At 38.7% G+C, this 15374-nt stretch carries 13 protein-coding genes; 8 read left to right on the forward strand and 5 right to left on the reverse strand.

All coding sequences use genetic code 11. The features are described from left to right. The first annotated feature begins 50 nt into the window (after window positions 1–50). A complete protein-coding gene (locus AB4496_RS08840; protein ID WP_102257413.1) occupies window positions 51–548 on the forward strand; it encodes a hypothetical protein in 498 nt (165 codons plus the stop codon). Window positions 549–605: 57 nt separating this feature from the next. Then, window positions 606–917 carry a hypothetical protein gene (locus AB4496_RS08845; protein WP_102257414.1) on the forward strand — a complete coding sequence of 104 codons (312 nt, stop codon included), beginning with the start codon at window positions 606–608 and terminating at the stop codon, window positions 915–917. 237 nt (window positions 918–1154) lie between these two features. Here AB4496_RS08845 and AB4496_RS08850 read toward each other — a convergent pair whose 3' ends face one another. Together AB4496_RS08850 and AB4496_RS08855 are read right to left on the reverse strand one after the other, a co-directional pair. After that, window positions 1155–2600 (reverse strand): hypothetical protein, encoded by a 1446-nt coding sequence (locus tag AB4496_RS08850; protein WP_102257415.1) that lies wholly within the window; start codon window positions 2598–2600, stop codon window positions 1155–1157. 296 nt (window positions 2601–2896) lie between these two features. Beyond that, entirely contained in the window at window positions 2897–4933 is a 2037-nt protein-coding gene (locus tag AB4496_RS08855) for a helicase-related protein (RefSeq protein ID WP_372130824.1), read from the reverse strand. Window positions 4934–5198: 265 nt separating this feature from the next. Between AB4496_RS08855 and AB4496_RS08860 the strand changes: the two genes are divergently transcribed. The 6 genes from AB4496_RS08860 (at window position 5199) to AB4496_RS08885 (ending at window position 12866) form a co-directional block, all read left to right on the forward strand. After that, window positions 5199–5540, forward strand: coding sequence for a hypothetical protein (locus AB4496_RS08860; RefSeq protein ID WP_102257417.1), 342 nt, complete (start codon window positions 5199–5201; stop codon window positions 5538–5540). A 1-nt stretch (window position 5541) separates the two neighbouring features. Continuing rightward, the gene (locus tag AB4496_RS08865; RefSeq protein ID WP_102257418.1) at window positions 5542–6213 is read left to right on the forward strand and encodes a hypothetical protein; all 672 of its coding nucleotides are present in this window, start codon (window positions 5542–5544) and stop codon (window positions 6211–6213) included. 48 nt (window positions 6214–6261) lie between these two features. After that, window positions 6262–8142, forward strand: a complete 1881-nt coding sequence (locus AB4496_RS08870; protein WP_102257419.1) for a BRCT domain-containing protein — start codon at window positions 6262–6264, stop codon at window positions 8140–8142. Between the two features lie 202 nt (window positions 8143–8344). Next, window positions 8345–9559, forward strand: a complete 1215-nt coding sequence (locus tag AB4496_RS08875) for a ParA family protein (protein ID WP_157936391.1) — start codon at window positions 8345–8347, stop codon at window positions 9557–9559. Window positions 9560–9561: 2 nt separating this feature from the next. After that, window positions 9562–10914, forward strand: a complete 1353-nt coding sequence (locus tag AB4496_RS08880; protein WP_102257421.1) for a hypothetical protein — start codon at window positions 9562–9564, stop codon at window positions 10912–10914. 287 nt (window positions 10915–11201) lie between these two features. Continuing rightward, entirely contained in the window at window positions 11202–12866 is a 1665-nt protein-coding gene (locus tag AB4496_RS08885) for a methyl-accepting chemotaxis protein (protein WP_102257422.1), read from the forward strand. A gap of 128 nt (window positions 12867–12994) precedes the next feature. Here the strand turns inward: AB4496_RS08885 and AB4496_RS08890 are convergent, their stop codons facing one another. Genes AB4496_RS08890 through AB4496_RS08900 form a run of 3 tightly spaced genes read right to left on the reverse strand, consistent with a single transcriptional unit; the run spans window position 12995 to window position 15205 of the window. Continuing rightward, window positions 12995–13642 (reverse strand): hypothetical protein, encoded by a 648-nt coding sequence (locus AB4496_RS08890; RefSeq protein WP_102579726.1) that lies wholly within the window; start codon window positions 13640–13642, stop codon window positions 12995–12997. A 1-nt stretch (window position 13643) separates the two neighbouring features. Further along, window positions 13644–13985 carry a hypothetical protein gene (locus tag AB4496_RS08895; protein WP_102257424.1) on the reverse strand — a complete coding sequence of 114 codons (342 nt, stop codon included), beginning with the start codon at window positions 13983–13985 and terminating at the stop codon, window positions 13644–13646. 17 nt (window positions 13986–14002) lie between these two features. Then, a complete protein-coding gene (locus AB4496_RS08900; RefSeq protein WP_102257425.1) occupies window positions 14003–15205 on the reverse strand; it encodes a DGQHR domain-containing protein in 1203 nt (400 codons plus the stop codon). Window positions 15206–15374 lie beyond the last annotated feature (169 nt).

Below are 15374 nucleotides of genomic sequence, written 5' to 3' on the forward strand. Positions count from 1 at the left end.
AATGTAATATTAACAGCAGTTAAGACGATTTTAATTAAAGGTAGACTCCTATGAATCAATTCATTCTCCGCATATACAATGACAGTGTTATTCTTCAACAAGTAACTAAGTTTCAGCGTATCCCACATCAATCAGAAACAACCTACTCTGAACACCAGCTAAAGGGCTTCTCTGATTGGAATAATTCTGGAGATCTGATTAAAGCCACTTTTGGTGAAACGGTTGCTTCAATTCAGTACGAACTTAAATACCATTCTTTCTCTATATCTAACTCTAGCAATATCCAAATGTATCAATTTAGCAAAATTAAAGGAGCTTTGAGACAAGCCGAAATCTGTGACAAAAAACTAGATAAAGTCTTTAGTGATTTGGATGTTAGCCCAAGAAGTATGTCGAATTTAGAACTTATCCTAGCCCTTGCTACGACAGTGAAGGTTGTTGGTGGAACTATTGATATGAGGTGCAGCGGTGGTATAAACCGATCATTTACAATGGAGTCTCCTGATAAGTTAAAAGAGATCCTAATACACTGCGGTATCGAACAGTAATTTCTAATTAGAACAAGCCTGGGTTGTATGGCCCAGGTTATCAAAAGGATAAATACGATGAGAAAGAGTTTCTTTACTGTTAACGGGTTGAAATTTGCTCGAACTGCTCATTTTTTTAATTCAGATTGTGTTGGTTACTTCCGTGAAATCAAAGCTGGCATTCAATTATTTGATGAACAAAGAGAGATCCAAGGGTTAATCTGCAACACTGACAGCGTTTTTTTTGTAACCGCTTTTAAGTTTGTTTCCACCACTCGCTACATGAACGCGGCGACTGATAAATCAAAGAAACTGATTAATACGGTTGACCTCAATCACAAGGAAGAAAGAGAAATCCTAGAGCAAGCTCTCAACTACTTCTATTCTTGAAGAGTTTATGCCGTCATAAAAAATAGCCACTCCTTGAGTGGCTATTTTTTTACTTCACATGAAACCTCAACCCTAAATGTTGACAAATATTATGCCATTGGTTTTTCGGGGAATTTTCGAGCAAGTGTTTTAAACCCTCAAAGTATGTATTAATATCTATATTCATTTTTGATTCTCACATCAATAATTAAAATAAGGAGCGAAGAGATCCTACTCTCTTAGCTCCTTCTCTACTTCTTATGCCGCGTCACGATTAAGCATTTCCGTTAACTCACCGAATAATTCATCTTCAGAAACTTCATTGGTGGTGTCGCCTATTAGTGCAGGTTCAGCTACATATTGCGATACGTGAGTTGATTGTGTCTGCTGTTGATTTGGAGCTTGCGAAACCGTTTCCACTTGCTGCTGTTGAACAGAGTGTTGATTCGCCCCATTTCTCTGATTGTTAGTAGGTTTTTCTTGCGCAGCATTAGTGGATGCTTTGTAACGTTCTACCATAAACGAATTATCTGAATAGTTTTTGGTCGGTAGGTAGTCCGTTTCAAAACCCTTGGGGAAAACATCAGTTGTGAAAATATCACGGATAAAGCGATAATCTTTAGGTTGGCGGGATTCAACTCCTTGATTCATTACCGTGTCAAAAGCACATAGTTCAGAACTAAACGAAGGAAGCCAAACTTTATCATAGCCATATTCACCATTAGTCCTTGGGATGTGGTATCGACTAAAAACGGTTTTCCCTTTTGCTGAACGTGCATTTCTCTTAACGGTGCCACCTGAGCGCTCGTCATCTACCAGTTCGAAGAATGATTTACGCTTCTCAGATCCAAAATTACGACGAACAACCGGTATGACTTCAACCATAAATTGCTCAATAGGTAATGTCGGGTTTTCAGCCATATGTTCGAAGATGAGCTGCAATGCCGTCACAGAACTGTGCGTATCATCATTACGTTCGGCAAATAGATATCGCATTGTTTTAGCAGCATCACATACGCGATTGGCCGTTAGTTGATTTTCCTGTTCAACTTTTTCTGTAGGAGCTGTAATAATGACAGAACCTACATCTACCTCACCCTCCGTTCTATCAACATATCGAATAATCGCTTCAGGACGTTTTCCACCCTCTCCTTCATTTAAAGTCAGTGTCTCTTGGATGAATCGGAAAAGTTCCTTTGTAGAACTGCAAGAGAATGCCATTGCTTTGTTAGTTTCAGCTCGTCGAACAAAAGCCGTATTGTACATGGGCTTATTTGCATTACGCGGATCTAATCGTGATGGCTGTAGCACTACCGTTGAATAACCCATTGAAATGGTTTCATGGATTTTCTCTGGATGATGCTGAACAGCGTTAGACCAATCCGAAATGTAATGATTTCCTGATTTCATACGGCAGTTTTCAAAAATCAATATCCCACCCACAGCAACATGAACTTTTCCTGAAGTTGGATCGGCAATTTGAGCAAGTTCTAAACGTGAGTGACCACTTGCCGTTGCTGTAGATTGTGGAGTGAGGGAAATCTTTACTTCTTGTTTAGTGATTAGATCTTTTCCGATCACAAAGTGCGACTCGTAACTATCCCCCGTTAGATCATAAGAAGAGACACGAACAGCGCGATTTAGACGCGGCGTAAAAGTTCGTTGAGCAGTAGCTGTTTTAAACTTATTTTTGAAATCGTTCATTACCTTACCCTTTTACAATAATTCAGATGTTTGTAGCAGTTACCTGCTGACAACTTAAATATAGGGCATTAATAAAAACGCGTCAAATGATTTCATTAATATAATTCAGCTTTAATTTGGAACCTAATGTCGATATTCACAGTAATCGACCATTTTGTTAGAAAATTCTCGGGGTTTTAACTTTTTTTTAATTTGGAAAAATTATCTCAACCCCTCCAAATTGGAATTGTCGCAATTAATTTTAAACAAATGGAGGTTTTTTATTGCATCCACCAGCAGTGATGCGTGCTGGTGGATTATTTGATAGATAATGTATTCTTCAAATCACTTAAGGCTTCAAAATCTACAGTAAGATGTCTAATCCATGTGGGAAGAGATTGGCCACTTTGAGCGCTAGTTTTACCGATAATATCACCCACACCTCTACGTTTAGCGTCAAATTCAGCAATCAAACTGCCATCGGTGGTTTTTGCAAAATACTTAAGACGCTGAATCTGCTCAGAGTTCAGGTGAGTAGGTGAGTACATCGTCACATGACCATGACCACCCTGCCTTACAATCCTGCCTCTTAATTGGTGTAATTGAGTCAAACCAAACCTTTCTGGATGCCAAACGATCAAGTTCTTCAGTAAGGGTAAATCGATTCCTACTTCTATTACCGTTGTAGCAACTAATATGTCGGCCTCGCCATTAGCAATAGCCCTTAAACTTTCAGCATTTTCTTCAGGCGTTCGTTTAGAGTGGACATAACGAAGCTTGTCGACTCCGAAATATTCAGACAACGATTCATAAAGATTGTCGACACTTTTAAAACCCTCCATCGCATCAGAGTCAGTCGTTAACGGACAAACAATGAGAGTTTGAGTCTTATTTATGATCGCTTGCTTTATCATCTTAAACGTATGCTGCCTGCCCATTTCCTCCATCACAAGTTCACCCGAAAATGATTTTTCGACAAAACAGTTGGTCAAATTATACGTTTTGTAATGAGACATTAAAGTTTGAGCTACAGTCCTGGGGATTGGTGTAGCCGTTAGTGCGATGTAATGTGCGCCCTGCTTTTGGAAGTGGTCACGTTGTGAGATTCCCATTCTTTGCTCTTCATCCACCGCAATAAGATATGGTTTAAATGTTACATCGTCACGAAACAGTAACGCAGACGTACCTATATAGCAGCGACCTATAGTTGAGTCTTCAGCATTTGCCATCAATCGAACATCAGTCGAATGAGTTACCAAACGAAAACTTTCTTGAATGTTATTAAACCAGGAGGTCATTACCTTATGGGTTTGGAATGCTAGATGTTCTGTCGGTGACAATAAAACACAATCTCGACCTGACGTAATTACGTGATAAATAACTAACGCAATAACAGCAGTCTTACCAAATCCTACATCACCGTAAATTAACGATTTCGTTGTCAAATCTCTTTGATAACTTGCCAAAATATTAAGGGCTATTTTTATTTGCTCTTTAGTTGGTTGGAAGTGAAGGCTTTTTACGCCATCAGCAAAATGTTCCAAACACACTGAAACCGGTTCGATTGCGTATTGAGAATCGTCGCCTTTATAGTTTTGAACAATAGTCGAAGTGGCAAGAACTTCCAAAGCTTGCTTTGCGCGCACACATGAGTGATCGAGGCCGATATGTGTATCAATGATAAGCTTCTGTGGATTATCGTATTTCGGTTCAATATTTAACTTACGAATTAAAGATTTGTATTCTTCTAAGTTTGAAACCCTTAAATGAGCAAAGAGCTTACTAACCGCCGCTTTTCCTATTTTTTTATTTTGGATAGCGTCAATGACCAACTTAGGGATGTGTGTTGATTTAATGCCTGAATATGCTCCGTATTCACGCCACATGCCATTCTTAGGTATGGGGTTAATTCTTACGTCTTTTAACTGATATACGTCGCCATATAGCGTTAGAACGCCGTTAAGAGAGATGACATTTCTGACCTTGGCGCTCATTAGGATTGAGTTTTGTAAGTTTTTAAGATCTGAAAATGTAGCAACTGCAAGCTTGGTTTTTTTCTGAGAGTAAGCTAGGTACAAGTCGGCTGTTAGATAACATACCTTTTCATTTGATGTTGGTCTAATAATTACACCATGATTTTTTTCAGCAATCATTTCCACATACACCCGCGTTTCAAGACGGTGTGAGAAAATATCTCTCCTTTCAACTATCTGCGGCAATGGATCGTGAATTTTAATCGGCGACTGCAAGAGCAATTCCGCTAAGACTTCCTGTGATTCATTCAATTCATCATCTTGCGATAGGGGAACTGAATAATCAGATGTGTCATCGTTAGTAGACTTGCTATCTAGCAAGTTTCGCAACTTATCCCTAAGCATTAACAAAAACCTTTTCGTTATAATCTCGAATTAAAATAATCAACCAATTAAAGAACAAATGCAAGCCCAACCCCCTGCTAGTGAAGACTAAAAGCAGTAATTTTTCATACTTGAAAGTTTGTTAGTCAATTCAATTTACAATGATAATAGAAATGCTAATTTTTATTTATAACAAAATCACATTGACATGATTTTGTTATAGTTGTATTATTTAATCTCTTACTAACCACAGGGGATAAGCATGACTCTTTCTCAATCTCTAACCGCTATAGCTGTCGCGTTCATAACCGTTTTTACACCGCTATTTTTGAATAAAAACCGTTCTGAATCAGCTGACGAAAAGTTAAGTAAACTAAAAATCACTCTTGATATAGCTAAAGACTGCCTAACGCTTCTAGAGATCGAAAAAGAGCATGTAGAACTTCATCGTATTCATAACCCTACAGCAGAGGGAAGCAAGTTAAAGGTGCGAAATGACGTTCACCTAGTCTACGGTCGTAAACCAAGCAAACGCTGCACACCCTCTCGATTAGAAACTGTAATTCAATCGCTTGAGAAACAAATTAAAGAGTTGGAGAAATAGCATGAGTCATCAAATTGAAGTGGGGAAAGTATCTCTAAAACTGAACAGTAACTTAGGTGAAGACTTTTACGTTGTGTATCAATTGGCTGGCTGTAACAACCTAATTGATGAGTGTGGGAGATTTTCAAGGTCTTGGAATATTGTTGCGTCTGGTTTGAAGAAAACCATTGCTCCTAAAATTGAACGTTTAGCTGAAATTGCGGAAAGTGGTGGGATTCAGCCGATGAAGGGACGACGCTCAACTGCTAAATCCTACATTAAGGCTATGAAAACGCGATTAAACAAATCGACTGATTACGTAAGTTTTCAAAAAGCAGCACCTATTAGTAAGTTCATGGGACGCGTTAACTTCATTATGCAACGTTCATTTGCAGAAGATAATAAAGACGCTCTAAAAATCGTTTGGTCGCAATTCCTCACAATAGAGGATGTTGCCTCGATGGAATACAAACGCTCATATAAATGCCCAACAGATCAACCTGAAGATTTGATTTACATGATTCTGGATTTAGGTAACCCGAAACATGCGGATTTTTTAATCAGCATTCACAAAGATATACCTCTGGAACTATATGACATTGAACTATCACTAATTGACCAAGCTGATGATATAGACCACGCAATTTTTGAAAGCATTAAACACATCGACAAAACAACAGTTTCAACTCAATAACAAGCCACTGTGCTACCGAATTTTTAAATTTATCGAAAAGAGAAAAAAATGCAAACTAACGCTATTGTAACTAGGCTAAAAGATCTAAATGCTGCATATCGAATGGGTAATCCTTTAGTGAGTGATCACGAATATGACTTGTTACTTGAATCACTTAAAGCTGAAGAACCTACGCACCCGTACTTACTAACCGTAGAGCCTGAAGTACTTCATGGTCAAAAGTACCACCACGAATCTCCAATGTTGAGCACCGACAAGGCTTATCTTGATGAAGATATAAGCAAATGGATTAAGCGTATCAAATCAGCAGCAAAAGATGTTGGTATTGCTATGCCAACAATTAGGGCAACGGCAAAACTAAACGGCGTAGCTTGTCGCTATAAAACCCTACCACTGCTTGCAACTCGTGGAAATGGAAATGTTGGAAACGTAATCACCCATCTTCTTGATCATGGTCTGATTATCAAAGGGGACTCATCAATAGACGGCGTTGGTGAAATAGTAATGCCCCAAGCGTATTTCGATATAAATCTTTCACATATGTCTCACCCATTGAGTGTCGTTATTGGGATTGTTAATGCTAATAGCCTAAGTGCAGAATCTAAGGCAACTCTTTCGAATGGCGGTGTTCATCTAGTTCTATATAAAGATATGAAAAACATTGAATTGCCCCTTAATGAATTTTCGCTGACTCATCAACAAGTAGAAAATACCATTCGTAATGAGTGCATATATCCTATCGACGGGGTTGTATATGAAGTAGTAGATCCTGAAATTAAAGAGTACCTTGGAGCAAGCAGCCATCATAATCACTGGCAAGTGGCAAAAAAACAACGTGGGGAAGGTGTTATTTCTACCGTTGTTGACATTACATATCCAATTGGTCGTAGTGGCGTCTTAACACCACTTATCCATATAAATCCGATTGAAATTGACGGTTCAATGGTTACCAAGATGACAGGCCATTACGTTGGGAAATTACTTGAAAATAAGATCGGTATTGGTGCAAAGGTCAGTGTAATTAAAGCAGGTGAAATTATCCCAAGCCACCAAAGCACGCTTGTAGGTTCAGATGACGCGAAACTTCCTCTTCACTGTCCTCACTGCGGATCTTCGATTGATAAGCGTGATATCAGAGTTGTGTCAAAAGAAAATGGTAAAACGAAACTGGGAACTAAGAAAGAAGCTAACTGGTACTGTTCAAATAATGAATGTGTAGGTAAGGCTCGTTCAAGCATTATGTATCATTTCGAACTCGTACAAGCACAGCAGTTTGGAAGAGCTACCGTGGCGAAACTGGTTGCTGGTGGATTTGATAACATCCAATCAATATATTCGATGACAATATCTGATTACATGTCATGTGGGCTGGGGGAAGGCCAAGCAAATAACATCATGGCTGAACTTAAACGCGTTCAATCAGAACCTATGCCAGATTATCGATTAATCGCTTCATTAGGAATAAGTACACTTGGTGAGCGTTCTGGAAAGCGCATGTTTACCGAATACTCAATCAATGATATTCACAACGTAACTGTTTCACAGCTTAAAAGTATCGAAGGATTTGGCGATAAAACAAGTGTTTCTGTTACTCAAGCTCTAACTCAAAGCAATGCACTACCCTTTTTATTGGATACTTACGCTAACGTGATCGTTCATACAAAAGAAGCAATCGAGGTAAAAGAAGCTATTTCAGCGGCTACAAGTGTAGGTGGGAAAAAAGTTGTTTTCACTGGCACATGTTCTGTACCAAGGCCTGAAATGAAGCGAATGGCAGAGTCAATTGGATGTGAAGTGCAAAAAAGTGTCGTCAAAGGAACGGACTACCTAATTTGCGGGGACAAAGTTGGCCAAAAGAAAATTGAAGCAGCAGAAAAGAAAGGCGTTAAAGTTATCACTGAAGCTGAGTTCCTAACACTCATTGATTAAGTAGCTATGTAGAAGCATCGATAAACCCAAGGTGATTATGTCGCCTTGGGTTTTTTAATTTGGAAGATATGAAGACGCTCACAAATCACGAATCGTCGATGATTTAATGTTTTATTCTTAAATTGAGGATTTGTCATTTCATTTACGAATCGTTAAACTAAGCTCAATATGTTAAGTACACCTTACTACTTGGATGGCAAAAATGGATAATAGTTCTAAATTACATAGCAGATTAGCTACGTGGGTAAAGCAATCCCAAGAAATCAAGCTTGCCAAAGAAACCAAAATTTCTGAAAAGCATGAGATTGATATCTTTACTCCTAAATTCAATAAGGCAGCACTAGCCCTAAACCTTGGCTTAACAAACGAACACATTGATAGTGCCTGCAAAGCTCTGGAAGAAAAAGGCTTTGTCATCCCAAGAAAAACAAATTCGGTTCGCTCTCCCTATGAATTTGATGTGGAAATGTGTCGTATGATTGCCGATGAATTGGGAATCAAAACCATCAAAGAGAGAACCGGTAAGAAAAGTCGAGTTATAGTTGTTCACCAAGGAAAAGGCGGTGTAGGAAAATCAACTAAAGCCGACGTTCTATCATGTGAAGCCCACTTTGACTTTAAAAACCGCCCTCGAACGCTCCTGCTTGATGGTGATACACAAGGTACACTTTCATTAAAATCGAATGAAAAGCTTAAAGCTGTAGATAAAACGATGACCGATATTATGACTGAGAACTTTAAACTCAGTCGCGAGGAACGCCTAAAGCCCGCAAAGCAAGCTGAATTAAAAGCAAAACTTGAATCCCTAATGCTCGATCATAAGCTAAACACCATTAAGATTTTGCCATCTTCATCAATGGATAAATTCTTCACACTGCATTACAGCAAAGAATTTGCCGAAGCATCCGGCATGAATGAAGCGAAAGAGCTAATAATGACCACCTTTAAGGACTGCATTATTGAGCCATTACTTGATTCGTTCGACCAAATTATCGTTGATACCAGCCCCGATACAAACGTCCAGACAATGATGCAATTGTACGCGGCAACGCACGTAATTGTTCCAGTAACAGGCCGCTCGACTGACATCGAAGCATTTAAAGACTTCTTTAAAGTGCTCGAAATGCTAGGCAACACATTACTACCAGATGATTGCGGCATATTTGAAATGCGACCTTTAGTGACTTTGCATCGCGAACAACCTGCCGCTATAGAAACAAACGCCAATAAAGTACTAAAAGCGATGCCTGATCACTTTAAGACACGCATTAAATATTCTACTGCGTATGAAAAAGCAAGTGATTTAGGTGTGTCTTTACACTGCTTAGATACGAGCACCGTAGCGGTTCGTAACGCTCTAAAGTTAACGAAAGAACTATATCAAGAATACCGATTTTGGTTAGGATGGGATGATTAATCATGGATATTTTTAAGGAAATGAAAGATAAGTCAATTCTAGTTCAATCACAAAACGAATCTGACGAAAGCACAGCTGAAAAGAAGCGAAACATGAGACTTGCTTCATTCAAAAATGATAACTGCAATGTACTAAATGCAGCCAAAAAAGTGCTGTCGGAGTTCCAACAAGATTTCGACCTGCTGGAACTGCTTCGTGAAATGGGTGTGGATACGTCCAAACTATCCAGCAGATCTCTCAAAGATGGTACTGAATTAACGTTCAACTTAAATGAAAAAGAGTTTGTTTGCGAATACAAAGAGTTTGTTGGTCGTGAACAGATACTAGCAAATACTACAATTGCTTTAGAAAATGACCGCAAGGGACAGTTAAACAAAGACAATCTCGGCAAGCTTTACAACGCCGTTGTCTTAACTGGCGGTAATGTTCAACCAGGCTTTGCTAACCAACCGAAAGGCGAAGACGGTAAGTTCGAAATTCTTGACTCTCAACGCCGTCGAGAAGTGTGTATTTTAGAAAACTTAACCTACAAAACATTTGTATCTACAACACCGATGACGAACATTGAAGCGAGGAAGTTGAGCAACATACTGCAAAACACGCACAAACCCCTATCTTTCATTCAAAAGGCCGACGCACTATATCAACGCTTCGTAGACAATGCAGACAAATCATTAAATGAAACCAATACGGTCGAAGAAATATTCTCTTCATCTAGATATCTGGTTCAAGCTCGAAGCTATATTTGTATGGGAGAAGAACCACTCGCTTTTTTGGTTGAGTTTCTAGGGAAAGACATCCACAGCCTCTCCAATTCAGAATTTATCGATCTCATCGCAGCTCTTAAGCCCATCTTAGATGAAATAGAAAAGCTAGACGATGTTATGGCGCTCAATAAAAAGCTCAAAAGCAAGAAGCTAGAAGGAACAGTAGAACACACTGATAGTTTAAACGAAATTAAAACCATTCAATCCCATTTTATAAAGAAATGGGAGGTTATCGGCAAGTCCATTAAGTCAACTGTTAGTGAGGCCTTAAACAATGCACCAACAAGCGGCCCCGTTAACAACGTCAAAAACATCGCTAAGGTTCTAAAGTTGAGTGTGATGGATGAATGCCAACAAGCTAATAAAGTTAAATCTCCATCAAGACCAAAGGCTCAGAATTTAAAGCTGGATGGTGACAAGCGAGAAGCTAGTATTCTTCGTTCTGGGTCAAGATCCAAGCCATCGTTAACCATTGTTCTAAATGAACATAGTAATGATGAAATGCTGGACGCTGAAATGTTGATATCATCCGTTCTTACCGATAATAAGCTAAAAGAAATCGTCAAAGATTACATGAGAAAACAGTGAGACTCGGATGGCTAACAGCCTAATAAAAACCAAAGGGCATTAATAAATGCCCTTTTTTATGCCTAAAAAACGTCTACCTCTCTACGCCACGCCACGCCACACCCCTACCCTGCCCTAAATACCTGGTAACAGAATTTCTACATTTACATTGAAACATCTGGCTAATAACCGACAAGCATGGGGTATACTTCATGTTTAAATTACTACGTATAAACCAAGAATTAAGCAACGATATAGCTGACTAAACAAATGCTCAGAAGCAACTATCACACGCCAAAGGATTTAACATGTTCCAATCAATCAAATCGAGACTTTTCGCAATAGCTCTATTACCAGTCATCATTTTATCTACTTCTATTCTTGCCATGGTTAAGTACAAAACCGACACAAGCACGGCAATACAAGAAGATCTAACACGAACTCAAATGATGAACATTAAGCGCAATGAACTGGCCAACTACGTTGAACAGGCAGAAACAGCAATATACGCTATGCTCGCGAGAAAAATGGGAAAGGAAGAAATCATCCAAATAATTAAGTACATGAAGTTTGGCCAAAATGGGTATCTATTTGGTTACTCTAGCCAAGGGATCAGGAATTTTTCTGGCTCCTCTGACGAAGGGGTTGGTGAAAACTTCAATTCAGCTAAAGACACTAACGGTAACTTATTCATTAAGCAGCTAATAGTGAATGCTAAACGTAAAGAGTTTACTGAATATTTCTTCCCGAAGCCTGGGACAAATATACCACTACCAAAATTAAGCTATTCAACCTACATCTCTGAATTAGACCTCGTTATTGGCACTGGAGTTTACTACGATGTAATTGAAGAAAACATTCAGGTTTTGAGCGAAATCTCAGCTGAAAATGCAAAAGATATATTTTTTACTCTTACACTCGAAACTATTATTTCCTTAATGCTATTGACCTTCATCATCGTCTATACATCCAAAAGCATCCTTAACCCCCTAACCGACCTGACATCACGAATTGCAGAGTTTGCGAACGGTGAAGGCGATTTAACACAGCGAGTCGAATCTTCGAAACTGAAAGAACTCAACGCTCTCAGTAAAAACTTCAATGTGTTCATAAAAAAATTAAACGACATTATTCGCTCCGTGAGCAATTCTAGCAATTCCGTAAATTCCCATTCACAATCAATCCAGCAAAAAACGAATAAAGTTGATGGGTTAATTAACCACACTAATGACGACATCTCACAACTCGCGACAGCAATGGAACAAATGTCTACAGCATCAAGTGAAATTAGCCACAACGCAGCTACCGCAGCTCAGAACGCAGACGAAGCACTAAAACATGCAAGTACTACGCTGGCTACTGCAGATAGTGGCATTCAGAGTATTCGATCTTTAGTAACCGAAATTGAAGCAGCAGATAAAGTTGTTAAAGATATGGACAACCATGTTGGGTCGATAACACACGCCCTTGGTGTTATTAGTGAAATTGCAGAGCAAACCAACTTGCTCGCATTAAACGCTGCCATAGAAGCAGCAAGAGCCGGAGAGCAGGGGCGAGGATTTGCTGTTGTGGCAGACGAAGTACGAAACCTTGCAAGTCGAACACAATTAAGCACAAGGGAAATTGCTGATGTCATTGAGCAGTTAAACTCAACATCTTCGCAAGCTGTAAATGCTATGAAAATAAGTGCTTCTATAGGTGTTCAGACCATTGAAAAATCGAATGCCATGCTAAATTCAATTACAGAAATCTCTCAGAGTATTGAGGAAATAAATGCAATAAATACTGTATCTGCAACAGCAACCGAGGAGCAAACTTGTGTACTATCGGAAATAAAAGACCGTATCGATGCAATTTCTAAATCAACACAAGAAACGGCTCATTTATCAAATTCAAACAATGACTCAAGTAATAAGTTAGAGAACGAGGCCAAGATGCTAAAAAAAATGGTAGGAAAGTTTAAAGTACATTAACAGCTAAAGGTACCTGCCCTATCTTCACAGTGAATATTGGGGATTATCAATAACTTAGAAATTGTAGCGGCTTCTGATTTAGAAGCCCTTTTATCAATTATCGGTAATTATTTCACCATCAATTTACGTTATGATAATTTCGGCGAGTCCATTTGGAAGTTAATTTTCTTTGCTTCACCTGTTAACACGTTAACTGAACTTATTCGAATTGAATCTGGGTACACATTCTTCGAAAATCGATTAGAAAGAAACTTCAGTAAAAATATCACCTGTATGAAAAATGACTTCACAGCCGTAGGGTGAACATCCTCAACGATAACTTTCAAGCTACCAAGTGGGTTTTTCCAGTGCGATCTTCGTTCTGTAACGGCAATAATTTTCTGAAAGGTTAACCCTCCAGTACCAACACAAGGTTCGTAAATAGTATCCATTTCACCATCAACATTTATATCCGACATCATCAGCGAGCAAACCAACTTAGAAACATCGCTGGTGGTCGGAAAAAAAGCATATTGACTGCTTGTTCCTTTACAGAACTCACTAAACAATAGTGCCAATGGATCATGCTCCTCTCCAGTAATCATCAATACAGCTAACTGGTGGGAAAGCATAATTGAAGCTTCCTTAAATTCATCCGTGATAAGTCCTTGAGGTACAGGATATAAGTCCGAGTGCAAATAAGCCCAGTGATCAACAAACTGCACCAAGAAAGGTTCAACACCCATTTCGTACCGCATTGATTCAACAATACGTCGACAAGTATTAATACTGCTCATATTATTCACCGCTAAACTCCAATAAAACAGCATATGCGAAATTGCAACCGTCGAAATCATCCAAGGAAAAAGCATAAATTGAATCAGGTGAAGATATTATCTCTTGCTTCAATCCTTCGGATAAAGGCTGAGTGCCATCTTGAATGAGTCTCACATGCTTCATTGCTGGTTCATTCACCAAGTACAAACGTACATTATCTAAGAATCGAGGGTCTATAGAGCGTACTACTATTTTTTGCCCTTTCATTTGATTGCCTTGAACCCATGCTTTGAGGAAGGTTCTGAGCTTTATTTGCATATCAGGACAGCGTAACGCCCCTAAATCAAATTCTTGTATGTCCATGGTGAATTCCCTATCTATTAAACGAGGTCTAAGGTTTGAGGAACACGTAACTTCGAACAAAGTAATCGACCTAGATTCATTTTTACGGCTGAATCCTTGTTAATTTTAACAACACGCTTTGAACGCAAAGTAGATTCGTATGAAATGCCTTTTGTTAGCCATAATTTGTCGTCTAGTGTTTCTAAAGGTAAGGAATTTAACTTATCTAGGACGGTGTAATCTACTGGGCCGGACTTCCCTTCTTCAATATGATTTTCAAAGACTGACTTGGCTAACTTTGCCACTGCATAAGCAAAAATAGCTTTGTTGAACACAAGCTTATCGGAACGTTCTTTCCAACCTTCATTGCCGAGAAGTTCAAGCGGTAGTGTGTTAAACAGGTAAGAAATTAAATCGCGTGCCGTTGAAGTTAATGACGTTTCGAGGGAAGGTTTCGAGACTAGCAAAGTATTCAAATCTTTCTTGCTGTATCCAAAAAAAGCCAAAATGAAATCGTAAAATTGAGCAAACGTCCATAGCTTCGATTGCTTCTTGGTTTTTCCGTGTAAAGAAATTAAATCCGCAACATCACAATTCATCTTTTCTATGTGAATTTCAAGCAAGTCATTCATGATTCGACCGAGCGGAGTTGATAAATCAAAAAGAAGCGAGGTGGAAGATGATGGCTTTGAACTCGTACCATTGAAATCAGAAAAATGCTGCCTCACAAATTGTCTTGATTCCCAAATGGAATTAGTGTGAGTTACAATCAGTTTAAAGCCGATTGTAAAATCTCCGAACTCAGCTTTAGAGTTCTGCATTAAGAGTCGATTGTTCTCTGTTCTGCCCTGACCATCGGAAACGATACGAGAGGTATCTGCAGGGATTACAGCTCTTACCATCTGGCGATTACCTACGGAAAATTCCTCTATCACATCCAAATCACATATAAAGATATTCACACCAGGCAAAGACGTATCTTTCCTACTATTAAAGTATTCCGTCAGCCCTTTTACGCGTTTAGAATCCACATCTCTTTGTGATTTAAATTTCTCATCCAATTCATCCGAATTAGCTTCCACACCAAAATGCTCAGACCACTCTTGATAAAGCATAATTCCTTCATAAACATCAGATTTTTTTGAAATGCCCTCTTTTGCTTTAAAAAGAATTAGCTCTAAATCTTCGCCTATTGGTGAAACCAGGTTTTGTACTGGTATGTCGATTGCTGAATCGCTCATTGCACTCACTCCAAAAATGCATAATTTGAGTTACAATATACAAAATAAACATAATCGTCAAATGTAATTTTATTATAAACACAATGAATTTCGAAATTTAAAAGCAATCAAGGCCTAAGATAATGGGTTTTGACCCAATAGTTCACAATTTAAATTTATTATATATTAA

Source organism: Vibrio sp. 10N.222.46.A1, assembly GCF_041473595.1.
GTDB lineage: Bacteria > Pseudomonadota > Gammaproteobacteria > Enterobacterales > Vibrionaceae > Vibrio > Vibrio tasmaniensis_A.

Bases quoted from the DNA above. Each gene is read 5' to 3' on its own strand.
- AB4496_RS08840 (WP_102257413.1), top strand. From the start codon at position 51: ATGAATCAATTCATTCTCCGCATATACAATGACAGTGTTATTCTTCAA.
- AB4496_RS08845 (WP_102257414.1), top strand. From the start codon at position 606: ATGAGAAAGAGTTTCTTTACTGTTAACGGGTTGAAATTTGCTCGAACT.
- AB4496_RS08850 (WP_102257415.1), bottom strand. From the start codon at position 2,600: ATGAACGATTTCAAAAATAAGTTTAAAACAGCTACTGCTCAACGAACT.
- AB4496_RS08860 (WP_102257417.1), top strand. From the start codon at position 5,199: ATGACTCTTTCTCAATCTCTAACCGCTATAGCTGTCGCGTTCATAACC.
- AB4496_RS08865 (WP_102257418.1), top strand. From the start codon at position 5,542: ATGAGTCATCAAATTGAAGTGGGGAAAGTATCTCTAAAACTGAACAGT.
- AB4496_RS08870 (WP_102257419.1), top strand. From the start codon at position 6,262: ATGCAAACTAACGCTATTGTAACTAGGCTAAAAGATCTAAATGCTGCA.
- AB4496_RS08875 (WP_157936391.1), top strand. From the start codon at position 8,345: ATGGATAATAGTTCTAAATTACATAGCAGATTAGCTACGTGGGTAAAG.
- AB4496_RS08880 (WP_102257421.1), top strand. From the start codon at position 9,562: ATGGATATTTTTAAGGAAATGAAAGATAAGTCAATTCTAGTTCAATCA.
- AB4496_RS08885 (WP_102257422.1), top strand. From the start codon at position 11,202: ATGTTCCAATCAATCAAATCGAGACTTTTCGCAATAGCTCTATTACCA.
- AB4496_RS08890 (WP_102579726.1), bottom strand. From the start codon at position 13,642: ATGAGCAGTATTAATACTTGTCGACGTATTGTTGAATCAATGCGGTAC.
- AB4496_RS08895 (WP_102257424.1), bottom strand. From the start codon at position 13,985: ATGGACATACAAGAATTTGATTTAGGGGCGTTACGCTGTCCTGATATG.
- AB4496_RS08900 (WP_102257425.1), bottom strand. From the start codon at position 15,205: ATGAGCGATTCAGCAATCGACATACCAGTACAAAACCTGGTTTCACCA.